Annotated in this window: 4 protein-coding genes; all 4 read right to left on the bottom strand. The window is 72.0% G+C overall.

Going from position 1 to position 16,916, the window contains the following annotated elements; all coding sequences use genetic code 11:
* Positions 1-7: 7 nt before the first annotated feature.
* Entirely contained in the window at positions 8-6,352 is a 6,345-nt protein-coding gene (locus ACSQ11_RS05850) for an Ig-like domain-containing protein (RefSeq protein ID WP_436003950.1), read from the bottom strand.
* 112 nt (positions 6,353-6,464) lie between these two features.
* A complete protein-coding gene (locus ACSQ11_RS05845) occupies positions 6,465-12,851 on the bottom strand; it encodes an Ig-like domain-containing protein (protein WP_436003949.1) in 6,387 nt (2,128 codons plus the stop codon).
* Positions 12,848-15,265 carry a transglutaminaseTgpA domain-containing protein gene (locus ACSQ11_RS05840; protein WP_436003948.1) on the bottom strand — a complete coding sequence of 806 codons (2,418 nt, stop codon included), beginning with the start codon at positions 15,263-15,265 and terminating at the stop codon, positions 12,848-12,850. Before ACSQ11_RS05840 ends, ACSQ11_RS05845 begins: the two co-directional genes overlap by 4 nt.
* Positions 15,262-16,890 (bottom strand): DUF58 domain-containing protein, encoded by a 1,629-nt coding sequence (locus ACSQ11_RS05835; RefSeq protein WP_436003947.1) that lies wholly within the window; start codon positions 16,888-16,890, stop codon positions 15,262-15,264. The genes ACSQ11_RS05840 and ACSQ11_RS05835 overlap by 4 nt, the downstream gene beginning before the upstream one ends.
* Between the last annotated feature and the right edge of the window lie 26 nt (positions 16,891-16,916).

Here is a 16,916-nt window from a genome sequence, read left to right as displayed (position 1 = left end):
CGCCCGCCTACCAGGTCGCGCCGAGGGTGAAGTCGGCTCCGGGCCCCTTGAACCTGATGTTGAGGGTCGTCCCGTACTGCCGGCACCAGAACTCGCCGGCCCAGGTGCCCGTTCCGTCGGCTCCCACCCGAAGCGGGGTGGAGGTGTCGAAGCTGCCCGGTTCGGACGTGTGGTTGAAGACGATGTCGTAGGTGCCGGGGGTGAAGCCGCTCACCGAGAACCGGACGCACGGCTGGCCACCGGGCCCACTGCACCCCGGCTTCTTGCTGATGCTCGAGATCCTGCGGGGCTGGTCCTCGGTCGTCGCCCGGACCCCGGCGGTCGGGTCGCTCCAGCCGGCCGCGCTGTGGGCACGCACGCGCAACCCGTGGTTCTCGGACCAGCCGAACTTCTGGGTGTGGCTCTCGCGGTTGTCGGGCGCCCGCCAGCCGCCGCCGTCGATGCTGATCTGCACGTCGTCGATCGCCCGGCCGTTGGTGCGCAGGTTCCAGCGCCAGGTGATGTTCTGGCCGCTCGCGGACGCGCTGACGTTGTTGGGGGTGAGGGTGTCGCCATAGGGCTGGACCTGGTTGCTCGTCGCCTCGCTCGAGCTGCGACCGCCCGTGTTGACCGTGCGGACCTTGATGGTGAGCGCCTCGATGCCCATGTTGCCCACGGTGAACGTCACGGTCGAGCCCGCCGAGCAGCCACAGGCGTGCGTGCCGCTCCTGCCGCCGCCGCGCCACTGGATCTCCTGGAAGGCGCCGGCACGCGGCTGGCCCACCCGGACGTGGATGACGACGGACTTGTCGGGACGCGGCGTCTCGGCGGTCACGGTCGGGTCGGACGGGACGCCGACCGAGGTGTAGGTCCACGGGTTGCCCTTGGGCGACTCGAGGTCCGCGCCGTTGGTCGCGGTGACGGTGTAGCCGTAGCGCCGGCCGTCGTAGGGGATCGTGTCGGCGACGGTGCGCGTCTGGGCGCCGACCCGGGCGATCTGGGTCCAGCCACCGCCGTCGACGTTGCGGTAGACGGTGTAGTGCTTGAGCGGCGGACCGTTGGGGTTGGTCTGCTGGTTCCAGGAGACGGTGATCGACTCCGAGTCGTAGCCCGCGCCGGGACCTCGGGTGGCACCGTTGACGCCTGTCACCGCCGGCGGCGTGCCGGCCGACTGCATCTCGACGGCCGGGCCGAACGGGCCCGCGCCCGCGCCGTTCCAGGCCTGGACCGACACGGAGTAGGGCGAGTTGTTGTCGAGCCCCGACACCGGCGAGCTCGTGGCGTTGCCGGCAGCCTGGACGGAGCGCGTGCTGGCCCCGCCGCCCGTCGGGACGAGGCGGACGACGTACTTGGTGATGTCCGAGCCCTTGTTGGGCGCGGGGTTCCAGCCGACGTTGAGCGTGCCGTCGCCGAACGAGATCATGCGCACGCCCGACGTCGCCTCGGGCTTGGTGTCGGGACGGACGACGTTGCTCGAGTTGCTCGGCGGGCTGTCGCCGATGGCGTTCGTCGCCACCACGGTGAAGGTGTAGTCCTTGCCGTTGGTCAGACCGGTGATCGTGCACGGGGACGCGGTGCAGCGCACCGGGCTCGCCCCACCACGGACCGTGTAGTGCGAGATCGTCACACCGCCGTCGTAGCTCGGCGCGATCCACGAGACGCGGGCCTGTCCGCCGGCGATGCGGTCGGCGATGGCGCTGACGTCGGTCGGTGCCACCGGCTTGCCCCGCATCGTCACCGTGACGCGTCCGGCCGCGGTGCGGTTGGGTCCGTCGGAGACGAGCAGCGAGATGGTCGCGGTCGGGCTGGGCTGCTTGGTCGCGCGCAGGGTCAGGGTGCACCCGCTGCGCGAGACCTCGATGCCGGTGCCGCTCTCGAGCGCGGCTGCCTGGATCGAGCACGACGGCTTCTCGAGCGGTGAGTCGAGGTAGCGGCTCACGTCGACCGACTCGGACTCACCCTCGTTGAGCCCGTCCACCGAGATGGGGCGCATCCGCGGCGGGCCGAGTGCGGCTGCCGGATCGGCACCGTTGGCTCCGGCCCCGTCGGCACCGGCGCCGGCCGCGTTGCCCTCCCCGTCGCGACCGAGGACGCGCACCGGGAACTTCACGGGCGGCATACCGGCCGAGGTGACGGTGACCGAGCCGGTACCGCTGGGCGCGCGCTCACCGGCACGCAGCGTGACGAGGCGACCTCCGCTCTCGGCCTGCTCGAGGTCGGCCCCCTTGGCCGGCGGGTCCCACTTCGCCTCGAACTTCACCTCGTCGAGGTTCATCCCGATCGGCAGCCAGGCCCGGCAGTAGGTCGGGATGTCGACCTCGCGCGCGCGACCACCGGCGGCGAGCACGAGCGGCGCACCGGGGCAGCGCAGGAGCGGCACCTTGGGTCCGACCTGGACGGGAATCGACACGTATGCCGTCCGCACGTCCTTGTCGTCGGCGTTCTCCTGGTCGCTCACCTCGAGCATGAGTGCGCCCGGGCCGATGTAGCCGCCGCGGGAGGTGAGCTCGACCGCGTCCTTGCCGTCGGCGCGTGCCTCGAGCGAGCCGGCCGGCGAGGCCGACACGGTGGCGGCGGCGGTGATGCTCACGGCCTTGCCGCGGGGCGACTTCACGTGCTCGGAGAGCGTGACCGTCTTGGTCGAGTCCTTGCCGATCTCGATGAGGGTGCCCTCGACGACGAACGGCACGCCGTTGTCGCCGGCGGGGACGTAGATGAGCGCGAGCGCCCGTGCACCGTCCTCGTCCTCGATGACGTAGGGCACGGTCTGCGGGTGGTCGAGCAGGGTGACCCGGACCTTGCCGTTCTCGATGGCGCCCTGCGGCGACAGCACCTCGACGATCTTGAGGGTGGCGGGGTCGGAGTCGATGTCGGTGTCGTTGGCGAGGACGTCGACGAGCGAGGTCGTCTCACCGGGCGTTGCCTTGGCGACGTCGTCCTGGGCGATCGGCGGGTTGATGTGGCCCTTGACCCCGCGGACGAGGACGGTGGTGCGCGAGGGGTCGAAGATCCCGTTGTCGATGCCATAGACGAACTGGTGCGTCGGGGCGTCCGGCTCGGGCACGACGGTCGAGATGGTGTTCTCGTCCTCGTCGACCTTCCACCTGCCGAGGACGTCGCGCGGGTTGAGGTCCTTGTAGTCCATCCGGACGGCGTCGCCACGGGCGATGAGGTCGTTGCGCAGGACGTGGGCGGTGACCCGCTTGCCGGGTGCGGCGACGACCTCGTCCTCGACGGCGACCGGCGGCTGCGGGTCACCCGGGGTGACGACACCGACGCGGACGAACGCCTGGCTCGTCGCGCCGAAGCGGTCCTGCACCTCGTAGCGGATGAGCTCGGTCCCGGCGGCGTTGGGATATCCCTCGTAGCGGATCGTCGACGGGCCGATCGAGACGACGCGACCGAACGTGAGGTCGAGCGCGTCGGCGTCCTTGCCGACGACACCCCGCATGGTCACGGTGTCGCCGTCGGGGTCGACGCCGGTCGACGGGATGGTGAGCGTCACCGACTCGCCGGAGGTCACCGAGCCCGAGAAGCTGCGCGCGATGGGCGCCTGGTTGGGGGTCGCCCTCGTCGGCAACGGGTTGACGGTGACGGTGAGGCGCCCTGTCTTGGCCCGGTCGGGAGCACCTTCGGCGTAGGCGGCGTACTCGATGACGACGTCCTTCGGCGCGCGGAGCCCGGTGAACTCGGGGACGTAGCGGATGAGGTTGCCGGAGGCGAAGGCCCGCTGCTCACTGCCACCGAGGACCCGGACGCTGCCGGGGTCGAGGACGAGGGGGATGCCGTCGGCCATCGTGTCGTTGTCGAGGACCCCGACCGAGACGGCGTCGGCCTCGCGGACCGTGGCGCGGTCGTCCTCGACGGTGGGTGAGGCCCCGGCGACGGGCGGACGCTGGACGACGTTGATCCGTCCGGTGGTGCGCTTGGTGCCGTCGCTGATGGTGTACTCGACCGTGCCCTGGCGGCTGCCCTCGCCGCTGATCGGTGACGGCTCGAGCGCCTCGATGCGCACCCAGCGACCCTGGTAGATCGTCGGCCGCAGCCAGCCGTTGTCGGCGTCGACCTTGGCGCTCTGCGTGACGACGACGTCGGCGCGCGGGCTGTAGTCGTTGGCGAGGACGTCGACCATCGTCGGCGCCTGGTCGCGCAGCGTCGCGCCGTCGGGCACTGCCACCGGCGGGGCCTCGGGGTCGGCCGGCTGGACGACGTCGATCCGGATGCGACCGGGAGAGACGGTTCCACCGGACTGCGCGGCATACGCGAGCTCGGTCGTCCCGAGGCCGTTGGGGGTCACGGTGACCACGCCGGTCGTGAGGTTGGTGTCGACGTCGAGCGGTCCGGAGGGCGCGACCTCGCCGGCGAGACGGAGTCGCGCGTCCGGGTCACCCGGGTCGGCGCCGGGGATGTCGTTGCCCAGCGGCTCGAGCTGGACCGGCTTGCCGAGGACGGCGCGGACGACGTCGGGCTGCGTCTTGGGGGCGACGGCATTGGGCTGCGAGAGGTCGAGGACGGTGAGGTTGACCTCGCCCTTGGTGCTCTGGCGCCCGTCGTTGATGGCGTAGGGGACCGAGGCGGGACCGGCCTTGATCGGCGCGGTGATGCCGATGCGGTTCTGGCCGTCGATGACGGTGGTCGGGTCGGCGGCGTCGACCGTGAGCGGGTCGTTCTCGCCGTCGCGCCAGTCACCGAGCACCGAGGCGGCGACCCGCCCGCCCGAGACGACGGGGTAGACGGTCTTGGCGAGGTCGGCCTGGCCCTCGCGCAGCTTGGGTGGCGTGTTGACCTCGTCGCCGACGACGGTGAGGACGATCTTGGCGGAGGCACGCTCCTTGGCCTTGCCGTTGCTCACCTTGTAGGAGAACGTGATCGTCGACGACGACGGGTTGAGCGGGACGTTGACGTCGACGGTCTGCCCGTCGCTCGACACCGTTGCGGTGACGTCGGGGGCGCTCGGGGTCGTGAGGTCCTTGGGGTCGATCGCGAGGATCGAGCCCTTGGCGTCGGTGTCGTTGTCGAGGGGGTGGATCTTGCTCGTGCGACCCGGGCGCACCCGCAGGTTGTCGGGCATCGCCTTGGGCGGCTGGCTCACCTGGTTGTCGTCGACGACGTTCTGGTCCTTCTTGTCGTTGTCGTCGTCCTTCTTGGTGGGCGGGATGAGCGCGTCCCAGTTGTCGATCTTCTGCTTGGTCGAGTCGAGGTCCCAGACGTCGCCGGTGTCGAGCTGGTTGAGGACGACGTTGCCACGGTTGACCCGGAACGCCACGCCGTCGCGGACGACGGCCTTGCCGACCCCACCGAGGGTGCCGGCACCGACGGCGTCGGTGCGACCGCAGTTGGCGCCGTAGAAGACGTTGCCGGTCTCGGCCCAGGCGGCGTGCAGGCAGCCCCGCAGGACGACCGGGCGGGTGACGAGCGGCGGCTCGACCGCGCGGTTGACCTGGTCGCGGACCTCGACGCCGCCGACGCCCTCGCCGCCGTCGAGCCGGATCGGCTTGGCGGCCACCGAGTTGGCGAGCACGACCGAGTCCGCCTCCGGGCCGGGTTGCTGGAGGGCGGCGTATGCCGTCCCGCCCCCGAGCGTCGCGCCGGCACTGATCGGCTCCTCGCGTCCCTCGACGTGCAGCTCGTCCTTGCTCGCGTCGTAGAGCACCCACGTGTCGCCGACCGCTGTGACGTCGAGCAGGGGTGCCCGCAGGCTCGTCGTCACCGTCACGGGCTTGGCGAGCGTGTCACCGCGCGGGGCGATGGTGACGACCCGGCCGGTCGCACCCGAGGCTGCGATGACGGTGCCGCTGAGGTCGACCGCGATCGAGGCGTTGCCGCCGATGGTCGCGAGCGGCTTGGCCGTCGTCGTGATGTCCTGGAGGGACTCGATGCCCTTCTTGGGGTCGACGCGCTGCGCCCAGACCTTGCCGCTCTTGGGGTCGACCGTCGCGATGGTGCCACCGCGCAGGTCGACGGTCGCGGGGACGAACTGTCCGGGGCGCCCCGACAGCGGCGCCGGGGCGGCCGCGCCCGAGTCGCCGGACGTCGCGGTCCGCACGTCGATGGGCAGGAGGGTGTTGCCGGTGGCGACACCGACGACCGCGGCGCCGTCCTGGAGGATGTCGACCTTGGAGCCGTCCGCGAGCGCGGTCGAGACGCCGGCGTCGAGCTGGCGGGCCTGGGTGTTGAGACGTCCGAACTTGGCCTGCGCCGAGGAGGAGACCCAGACCCCGCCATCGCCGATGTCGGCCTCGTGGACGGTCGACCCGCGACTGGTCACGGCGGCATACGCGAGCACCGAGGCAGCGATCGCGACGACACCCACCGAGGCGACGCCGCGGCGTCCCCGCGGCGCCCCGGCGATTCGACGTGTCGTGCGCTTCATGACCTGACCTCACTTCGCCGCAGGGGTGAGTGTCCCCGTGCGAACGTCCGAAGCCTCCCACGCGCGGCGCCGGATGAGGATGGGGAGCACTCCCCCGCGAATCGAGTCATGGCTACCAGTTCGTCGGGTCCGAGGACTTGGTCTGGCCGTTGACGGTCACGACGATGCGGATCCGCTTGTTGCTGTTCTTGGCGTAGATGCACCATCCCTCGACCGTCCCGTTGCCGGTGCTCGTGAACGAGTACGGACCGAGGGAGGGCCCTCCGTCCTCGCAGGTGTAGGAGCCCCTGCCCGTCTGGAAGTTGGAGTAGTCGAACCTCACCCGCGGGCAACCCGGGGAGTAGCGGCACGACCCCGTCCCACCGGGATCGACGTAGTTCGCGCCATAGCGAAGGTTCGTCACCTGGGGCTGCGGCGGGTCGTCGGTGCGACGCGTCATGTCGAGGATCGGCGAGCCGCCGGCCTCGGAGAAGGCCTGGATGCGGATCGTGAGGTTCTGCGAGAAGTTGCCGCGGGCGGAGATGGACGTGATCGGCCCACCGTCGTGAGACGCGTCGCCGGTCACCCGGACCCGGGTGATGGGACGTCCGTCGGTGGGCAGCGTCCAGTTCCAGGTCACCGACTGGCCCGACGTCGACCCACCGTTGGGGTTCGGTCGGGGGGTCGGGCCGTAGGGCTGGACCTGGTTGCTGTTGCCCGACGTCTGCGACTCCTGGGTGCCGTTGCTCGTGCGGACCGTGAACCTCTTGGTGCTGGTGCTCAGGGCCCGAGTGTTGAACGTGACGCTGCCGCCGGAGGGGCAGCTCCCACAGGTGTAGGTCCCGCTCTCGCCGTCGGAGGAGAACCACGACACCGAGGTGAAGCCCGAGGCCCGGGGGTTGCCCAGACCGACGGTGAGCCGCACCCGCTTGTCCGAGCTGGGGGTGGCCGCATCGACCGTCGGCGTGGACGGCATACCGATCGAGTCGAACGAGCGGACGGCGCTGTCGGGGGACGTGAGGTCGGCGCCGTTGGTGGCGGTGACGACGTACTCGTAACGACGGCCGTCGTAGACCACCTGGTCGGTCGTGCGCGTCGTGCCGGCCGGCACCGTCTTGAGCTGCGCCCACGCGCCACCGCCGACCCGGCGCTTGACCGTGTAGTTCTTGAGCGGCGGGCCGTTGGGGCTCGTCGTGTCCCAGGTGAGGGTGATGGCCGCGAGGTCCTTGTTGGCCCCGGGACCGTCGGCGTTGATCGTGAACCCGGTGGGCGCGGGCGGCGTGCCGGCCGACTGCATCGTCGTGTCGGCGCCGAACGGGCCGGGTCCGGCCTCGTTGTAGGCCTGTGCGGCGACGGCGTACTCGCTCATGTTGTCGAGCCCGCTCACGGTCGTCGTCACCGTGGCGGTCGCCGAGCCGGGTGCGGGCACCTCGGCCGTGCGGGTCGCACCGCCGCTCGTGGGCACGAGCCGCACGAGGTACTTGGAGACGGGCGAGCCCTTGTTCTCCGGCGGCGACCACGTGAGGTTGAGGACCCCGTCGCCACGGCTGGCCATCGACACGGCGGTCACCGGTCCGGGCTTGGTGTCGGGTCGCGCGGCGTTGCTCGGGCCACCCGGGTCGCTCTCGCCCACGGTGTTGGTCGCGGTGACGGTGAAGAAGTAGTCCTTGCCGTTGGTGAGTCCCTCGATGGTGCACGGCGAGGCGGAGCAGTCCTGGGTGCCGGTGGACCCGCCGGTCCACTTCGCGGTGTAGGTCCGGATCGGCGCACCGCCGTCGTAGGACGGGGCGGACCAGCTCACCCGGGCGCGGCCGCCGGCGTCACGGTCGGCCTGGGCCGAGACCGCGGTCGGTGGGTCCGGACGACCGAGCATCGTCACGCTCACGGCACCGGTGGCCGTGCGTCCGGGGGCGTCCGAGACAGTGATCGAGATGCGACCCGTCGAGCTCGGGCGCGGCCCTGCCGCGACGGTGATCGAGCAGCCGTTGCTGGTGACCGAGAGGCTCGTGCCGCTCGTCACCGACGCGGCGTCGACGTTGCACTTGGCGTCCTGGAGCGGCGAGTCGAGGTAGGAGCGGATGTCGACCTGCTGGCTCTCGCCCTCCTGGAGGCCGTTGATGCTGATCGGACGCAGCCGAGGCGGCGGCATGTTGGCGAGCGGGTCGGTGAGACCGGCCTGCTGCTGGCTGGGGTCGCCGACCACGGTGACGTTGACCTTGGCGCTCACGTCCGAGCCACGCGTGCCGATGCGCAAAACTCCCTTGCCCGACCGCGCCCCGGAGCCGGCGCTGAGCGTGACGATGCGCTCGCCCTCGCCGCTGCGCTCGAGCCGGACGTCGGAGGGCTCCTGCTCCCAGTCGGAGGTGAACGCCACCTCGTCCATCGTCATGCCGACCGGCAGCCACGCACGGCAGAGCGTCGGGAGGTCGAGGGCGCGCGGCAGGCCGCCTGCGAGGACCGTGACGGCGGACGAGGGGCACCGCAACAGCGGCGTCCGGGGACCGACCTGGACCGGGACCGAGACGTATGCCGTGTGCACCTCCTTCTGGTCGTCGCTCATCTGGTCGGTGACCTCGAACATCACCGACGCCGGCCCGACGTAGCCTCCGGACGACGTCAGGGTGAGGTTGCCGTCGGAGTCCGCCGTCATGGCGAGGTTGCTGCTCGGTGCGGTCGAGATCGTGCTCGCCGACGTGATGCCCAGGGTGTTGCCCTGCGGGGACTTCACGTAGTCGGCGAGCGCGACGGTCTTGCTCGAGTCCTTGCCCATCTCGATGAGGGCACCCTCGACGACGAACGGCGTGCCACCGGCCCCGCGCGGGACGTGGACGACGGCCATGGCTCGCGCGCCGTCCTCGTCCTCGATGACGTAGGGGACGGTGTGCGGGTAGCCGAGGACGTCGACGGTCACCTTGTTGCCGGCGATGCGGCCGTGGGGTGAGAGCACCTCGACGACCTTGAGCGTCGCCGGGTCCGAGTCGATGTCGGTGTCGTTGACGAGGACGTCGACCGTCGTCGCGGCCTCGCCGCCCTTGGGCTTGGCGACGTCGTCGTTGGCGACGGGCGGGTTGATGAAGTCCTTCTGCCCGCGCACGAGCAGGCTCGCCCGCGAGGGGTCGAAGAGCCCGTTGCTGATGCCGTAAATGAAGTCGTGGACCGGTGCCCCCTCCTCGGGGACCTTGGTCGAGACGGTCTCCTCGTCGAGGTCGACCTTCCACTGCGACTTCTCCGACGAGGGGTTGAGCCCTTCGTGCTGGATCTCGACCGAGTCGCCCCTGGCGATGAGGTCGTTGGCCGTGATCGGCACGGTGACGGTCTTGCCCGGTGCCGCGGTGACGGTGTCGTCGATGGCGACCGGGGGCTGGGGGTCGCCCGGGGCGACGACGCCGATGCGGACGAAGGCGCGGCTCACGCCGCCGAACCGGTCGACGACCTCATAGTTGATGACCTCGGTGCCGGACGCCGTCGGGAACGACTCGTAGCGGATCGTCGACGGTCCGGTGGAGACCACGCGGCCGTGGGTGAGGTCGACCGGTCCGCCGTTGGTGCCGACGACTCCGGTGACGCCCACCGTGTCGCCGTCGGGGTCGACCCCGGTCGTGGGGACGGTGATCGTCAACGGGTCACCCGCGGTGACCGACGACGAGAAGCTGCGCGCGACCGGGACCTGGTTGGGCCGGGCCGTGCTCGGCAGCGGGGTGACCCGGATCGCGATGCGACCGGTCTGGGCTCGCTCCGGCATCCCTTCGGGGTAGGCGGCGTACTCGACCGTGACGAGCTGCTCGGCCTTGAGCCCGGTCGCCCACGGCACGAAGCGCACGACGTTGCCCGAGGCGAAGGCGGTCTGCTGCACGCCCTTGCCGAGGACCTTGACCGTCGTGGGGTCGATGCGCAGCGGGATGCCGTCGGCCATCGTGTCGTTGTCGAGGACGGACACGGCCACGGCGTCACCCTCGCGGACGACGGCCGTGTCGTCCTCGACGACGGGGTCGAGGTCGAGGGCCGGCTTCTGCGTCACGGTGACCTCGCCGGTGGCGCGCTTCGAGCCGTCGCTCACGGTGTAGCGGATCGTGCCGCGACGCGTCGCCTCGGCGGCGGCGCCGGCCGGTTCGAGGGCGACGATCCGGATCCAGCGCCCTTGGTAGATCGAGGCCTGGAGCCACGAGTCGTCGCTCGTCGCCGGGCTCGCGCCCTGGGTCACGAGCACGTCGGCGCGCGGGCTGTAGTCGTTGGCGAGCGGGTCGACGAGGGTCGGCGACTGATCGCGCAGGGTCGCGGTGTCCCCCACCGCCACCGGCGGGGCGTCGGGGTCGGCCGCCTCGATGACGTCGACCCGGATGCGACCGGGAGCGACACCGCCACCGACCTGGGCGGCATACGACAGCTCGAAGGTGCCGGGACCGGACGGGGTGACCGTGACGACACCGGTGTCGAGGTTGGTGTCGACGGTGAGGGCGCCGGTGGCGCGGACCTCGCCCGCGAGATGCATCTTGTCGTCGGGGTCGCTCGGGTCGGCACCGGCGATGTCGTTGCCGAGCGGCTCGATCTGGAGCGACTTGCCGACGACGCCGCGGATGACGTCGGGCTGGGTCACGGGTGGGCGCGCGCGGGTCTCGGTGAGCGCGATGACCTCGACCGGGACCGCACCCTTGGTGCGACCGCCGCGTCCGTCGTCGGCGACGTACTCGATGCTCGCCTTGCCTGCCTCCGGGGCGGCGAGGTAGGCCAGCCGGCCCTGCCCGTCGATGCTGAGCCGCTCCCCCTCGACCGTCGCGAGGACCGGGTCGGACTCGGGGTCGCGCCAGTCGGCGATGACCGGGACGGCGAGACGCTTGCCGGCGAGGACCGGGTATGCCGTCTTGGCCAGCTTGGCCTGGCCCTCGCGCAGGAACGGGGCGTTGTTGACGTCGTTGGGGGCGATCGACACCTTGACCGTCGCGCGCGACTTCGCCTTCACCTTGCCGTTGCCGACGAGGTAGGTGAACTGGAACGGCGCGTCGGTGCCTGCGGGCACGGTGACGTCGATGCTCTGGCCGTCGGCGGAGACCGAGGCCCGCACGTCGGGGTCGGAGACGGCGCTGACGTCGCGGGGGTCGATCGCGAGGACCGAGCCGGCGGCGTCGGTGTCGTTGTCGAGGACGTGGAGCTTGCTCGTGCGGCCGGCGCGGACGGTGAGGTTGTCCGGCTTGGCCTGCGGCGGCTGCTGCGCGACCTGGTCGTCGACGACGTTCTTGTCCTTCTTCTTGCTGTCCTCGTCGCGCTGCGGCGGCGGGATGAGCGCGTCCCAGTTGTCGATCTTCTGCTTGTCGCGCTGGACGTCCCAGGCCGAGCCGTTGTCGAGGTCGTTGAGGACGATGACGCCACGGTTCTCGCGGAAGGCGACGCCGTCGCGCAGCGGGGTCTCGCTGACGTTGTCGATGGTGCCGGTGGGCACCGGCGCCTCACGTCCGCAGTTGGCGCCATAGAACACCTTGCCGACCTCTGACCAGGCACCGTGGACGCACCCGCCCAGCACCACGGGGTGGGCGGGCAGCGGCACCGCGCCGCTGCGGTCGACCCGCTCGGCGATCTCGATGCCACCGGTCGGGGCGCTGCCGTCGAGCCGCACCATGCGCAGGGCGTTGGCGCCCGCGATGGCGACCGCGTCGGCCGCGGGACCGGGGAGCTGCACCGCGGCATACGCGGAGGTGCCCTCGGTCGCGGCGAAACCGGCGGCCACTCCCTCGGTGCGGCCGGCGCTGTGCAGCCGGTCGCGCTGTGGGTCGTAGACCGCCCACGCCGAGCCGACGGTCGTGACCTGGAGCTGGTCGCCCTTGGCGCCGCTCTGCTCGGTCACCGGCTTGGTGAAGGCCTTGCCGCCGGGGCTGATCGTCGTCACGGTGCCCTTGGCACCCGACGCGACGTGGATGGCGCCGTCGTCACCGACGGCGAGGACGGCGTCGCCACCGACGGTCGCCAGCGGCTTGGCGGCCGCCCCCAGCCCGGTGAGCGACTCGACGCCCTCGCGCGCGTCCACGCGCTGGGCCCAGACCTTGCCGGACTTGGGGTCCACGGAGGCGAGCGTTCCGCCACGAAGGTCGACCAAGGTGGGCGAGATGCGGCCGGGCTCTCGGCTCGGGGACGCCGGCGCGACCGCGGTCTCCTCGCGGAACTGCGCGGTGCGCACGTCGATGGGCTGGAGCTGCGAGGTCCCCTTGGACCAGGCGACGACGGCGCTGCCGTCCTGGAGGACGTCGATGCCGGAGCCGGGCGCGGCGTCGGACGCGACACCGGCGTCGAGCTGCGAGACGGCCTTGTTGAGGCGGCCGAACTTGGCCTGCACGTCGGAGGTGATCCACACGCCACCGTCGCCGACGTCGGCCTCGTGGACGGTCGCGCCCTGCGAGGTGACGGCGGCATAGCCGAGCGTCGACGCGGCGAGGACGACGACGGTCGTCGACGCGATGCGGCCCTTGTTGCGCCCCTGACGGAGCGAGCGCCGTCCGGGCATGGGTGCGGGCTTGCGGCGGAACGGGTTCACGCAGGCCCCTCGGCTCCGCGCAGACGGCGCAACGACGGCAGGCTGGGGCGCTTGCGAGCCGTGGCCGGACGCCGGTCACGCTCGAGGAGGGGCCGCAGGCTGAGATCCGAGCGGAGCCGGCTCCAGCGCGACACGGCGCCGCGCAGGTCGCGACGGACGCCGTCGGCCTCGCCGAGGAGGACGGTCGCCACCTCCGGCTCGGGGTCACCGGGACCGAAGACCGCGGCGTTGGCGCCCACGGCGATGGGCTCCGCCGACACCGAGTCCGGGAAGTCGCGCGCCTGCTCGAGCCGGGTGGCGCGCTTGGGCACGGCCACCCCGAGGCTCCGGGCGTCGCTCACGAGGTCGCGCCAGACCCAGGCCGCACGGGAGGCGGTCGGTCCGGTCGTGGCGTGCTTGCGCCGGCGCCGGGCCTTGAGCCAGCGGACGAGCGCGAGGTAGGCGAAGAAGAGCAGGATGGGCAGCAGCAGGCCGAGGACGAGGATCTTGAGCCACAGCGGCCACGCCCCGATGTCGAGCGGGTTGCGCTTCTTCTTCTTGATGTCGGTGGCGTTCTGCGCCTGGTCCGGCCCCTGGAGGACGGAGGGCGGGTTGACACCTGCGGGAGGCGGCACCTGCGCGCCGACCTTCTGCTCCTCGGACTTGAGCTGCTGCTCGTTGGGCTTCTTGTTGCGGTCGGGCAGGAAGGTCGAGGGCAGCAGCGCGTGCCACGTGCCGTCGTCGACCTGGACCTCGACCCAGGCGTGGACGTCCTTGCCCTTGACGACACCGTCGGGCTCGGGGACCGCACCCATGACGACCCGGGTCGGGATGCCGAGGCGGTTGCCGGCCAGGGCGAGCGTCGAGGCGTACTGCTCGTCGTTGCCGGCGAGCTGGGTGGAGCCGACGAAGCGGCTGAGGCGGCTCAGCCCGTGGCCGGGGAGGTAGACCTTCTCGTAGGAGTTGGCGGTCCCGCCGTCGGTGTAGGCGCCGTCCGAGGTCATCGTCTTGGCGATCGCGACGAACTTCTCCCACGAGCTCCCGGCCTGGCCGCTCCAGGCGTCGAGCTTGGCGTCGAGGAAGCTCGTGTCCTCGGCGACCTGCCCGCCGCTGCGGACCGGGAGCTCCTTGGGCAGCGTCGTCGACCAGTTCTTGTCGAGCACGGTGTCGAACGAGTAGGTGTCACCGGCCCGCAGTGCCGCGGGGACGACCGCGGTCTCGGTCGCGGTGTTGAGCCACAGCGCATCGGCGAGGTCGTCGCGGCGGGCGCCGTCGAAGCGCACCCCGGTGGCGGACCCGGCGACCGGCAGCCAGACGCCCTCGTAGCCGGCGTCGGGCACCGTAACCGTCGCGGTGGCGCGCTCGCCGGTGATCCGGGGGGCGATGCGCGAGCCGACCTGCTGGAACGGCGTGCCGTCCATCGCACGGTCCGCGGCACCCCAGACGAGGCCGTCGTAGTTGTCGAGCGTGGCGAACCGCACCGGGGTGCCCTCGGGCAGGCCGGTGACCTTGAGGACCTCGGCGTCGTAGAGCTTGGCCGAGTTGGGCTCGGTGTAGCGGCGGAAGCCCGAGAGCGGGCTGGAGAACTGGGCGACGTCGTAGGGCGGCGTCAGCTGGTCGCGCACGACCGTGCGGGCCGAGCTCGCGTCGGCGCCGGGGAGGAACTGGCCGAGGAACGTCCCGGCCAGGGCGGCGACGACGAGGAGCACGACGCCCGTGATCGCGCGGGCCTGGCGGCCGGCGCCGTTCTGCAGGGCCGCCCGGGTGCGGCTCGCCCGCACGACGAGCCAGAGGATGAGGACGAGGGCGAAGAGCACGCCCTGGACGAGCTTGGCCGCCGGCTGCTGGGTGCCGAGGGCGATGCTGCCGACGAGCAGGACCACCGGTGCGACCGCTGCCCCACCCACGCTGCGGAAGCGGCGAGCGACGCCATATGTCGCGGCGGCGCCGAGGAGCCCGGTGAGCCACGGCAGGGCCACGAGCGGACCACGCGCGTCGACCGGTGGGAGCAGGGTGAGCCACTCCTTCCACCCGGTGACCGGGGTGACGGCGAGGTCGACGAGGGTCTGCAGGCTGGGGATGAACCCGGCGATGAGGTCGCCGCGCACCGCGACCGGACCGCCGAGGACGAAGTGGATCGCCGCGAGGACGACGACCGTCGCGAGCAGGGGCCACGACCGAAGCACCGCGACGTGGGCGACCAGGGTCCCGAGGACGACGCCGACCGTCGCGGCCACGATCCACTCGAAGCCGATGAACCCGGTCCTGAACCCGACGAGCGCGATGGCGACGAGCGCGAGCGCGAAGGCGAGGTCGACGAGGGCGTCACGGGACGGCATACCGAAGAGGGACGGGCCGGACGAGGGGGTCCGCGCAGGGCGCTGCTTCGCCCGCGACCGGCGGCTGGCCGTGGCTTCGGGGGTGGCGGTGCTCATGCGAGGGCTCCGGAGAAGAGGACGCGGCGCAGGTCGGCGAGCTCGCGGACGGTGAGGATCGTCAGGCCGCCGGCGTGCCGGACCCCGACCTGGGCGTCGGGGTCGATGACGAGAGCGACCTTGATGACCTCGACCTCGAACTGGGCGAGTGCGCGCTGGACCTGGATGAAGGGGCGGTGCGAGCCGGTGACGAGGATGGCGACGCTCGCGTCGGGGGCGAGCGCGGCGCTGTCGCCGGCGGACCCGAAGACGTCGACCGGCCCGACCGACGCCCGGGCGAACGTGTCGAGGGTGAGCGGCGCGGTCTGACGGGAGATCTGCTGGTCGTTGCAGACGACGGTGGTGTCCTGCTCGTCCATGATCGAGCGGACGGCCAGCGAGGCGGCGCACGAGATCGCGAGCTCCACCGCGGCGTCCTCGCCGGTGTAGACCTCGGGCGTCGTGTCGACGACGACGGCGAGGTGCGAACGCCGGGTGTCGAGGAACTGGCGGACGAGGAGCCGGTCGTGCTTGGCGCTCGAGCGCCAGTGGATGTAGCGGCGGTCGTCACCGGGCTGGTACTCGCGCAGGGCGTGGAAGGCGAGGTCGGACATCGAGAGGTCCGGCGTCACCTGGCCCTCGAGGTCGCGCAGGAGTCCGGCGCCGAGCGGCTCGAGGCTCGTCGTGAGCGGGTGGACGAAGAGCTCGGTCTGCTCGGTCCACTCCATCGTCCGCCGCACGAGACCGAGCGGGTCGCCGTGGATCGTCGTCGCCGGCCCGACCTGGATGACGCCGCGGCGCTCGGTCGGCACGACGAAGAGCTCCTCGTGCGACTTGCCCGACCCCAGGGAGGGCAGGGTGAACCGCGCGGCCGACCTGCCGACGGGCAGCTCGACGAGCAGCGGGAGCATGCCACGGCCGGAGAGGTTGCGGACCTCGATGCGACCCGTGGCCGGGTCACCGACGGTGACGCGGGTCGGGTCGACGTCGGTGCGGATCTCGACCTTGGCGTGCCCGATCGCGAGCGCGACGCACGCGAGGAAGAGCACGAGGCAGGCGACGGCGATCATCGACAGCTCGGCCCAGCCGTAGCGGCTCGCGAGCCACCAGGAGACGAGCCCGAGGACGAAGACGGTCCAGCCGAGCGGGGAGACCCAGGCCAGCGTGCTGGCGACGGGACGCCACACGGGTGCGGCACGATCCGCGAGCGGCTTGATCCGCTCACCGGTGAGGTCGAGCAGGCGGGCGCCGCCCTGCGTGATCGCGGCCGGGATCTGCACGCGGGGCAGGGTGATCGTCGGAAGCTCGGGGCGCAGCCGGGTGGAGCGGCCGCCCGTGGAGGCGGGCGGGTCGTTGCGGCGCACGGCCTGCGTGTCGACCTCGGGCTGGCGCAGCCCGAGGAGCGAGCGCCACCGTGAGCCACCCGTGGCCGTCGCACCGGAGGACCGGCGACGGCTCGGCTGGTCCTGCGCGGGCCGGACCTTGAGCGAGGAGCGCGAGACGGTCGCCTCGGCCTCCTCCGGCTCGGGAGCCGGGGAACGCTTGCGGGACCGGGTGCGTTCGGGTGCCGGGGTCGACGGCGCCGCAGGGGTCGGGGGTGCCGCAGGGGTCGACCGAGCCGGTCCGCGCAGGTCGGACCGCCTCACCGTCGCCTCGTCGGGCTCCACCGGGT

It is taken from the genome of Knoellia sp. LjRoot47, from assembly GCF_964253435.1.
Lineage (GTDB): Bacteria > Actinomycetota > Actinomycetes > Actinomycetales > Dermatophilaceae > Knoellia.
The sequence above is the reverse complement of the archived record's forward strand: the minus strand, read 5'-3'. Positions and strand labels throughout refer to the sequence as shown.

Coding starts and splice junctions, on each gene's coding strand:
- ACSQ11_RS05850 (WP_436003950.1), bottom strand. CDS start 6,352: ATGAAGCGCACGACACGTCGAATCGCCGGGGCGCCGCGGGGACGCCGC.
- ACSQ11_RS05840 (WP_436003948.1), bottom strand. CDS start 15,265: ATGAGCACCGCCACCCCCGAAGCCACGGCCAGCCGCCGGTCGCGGGCG.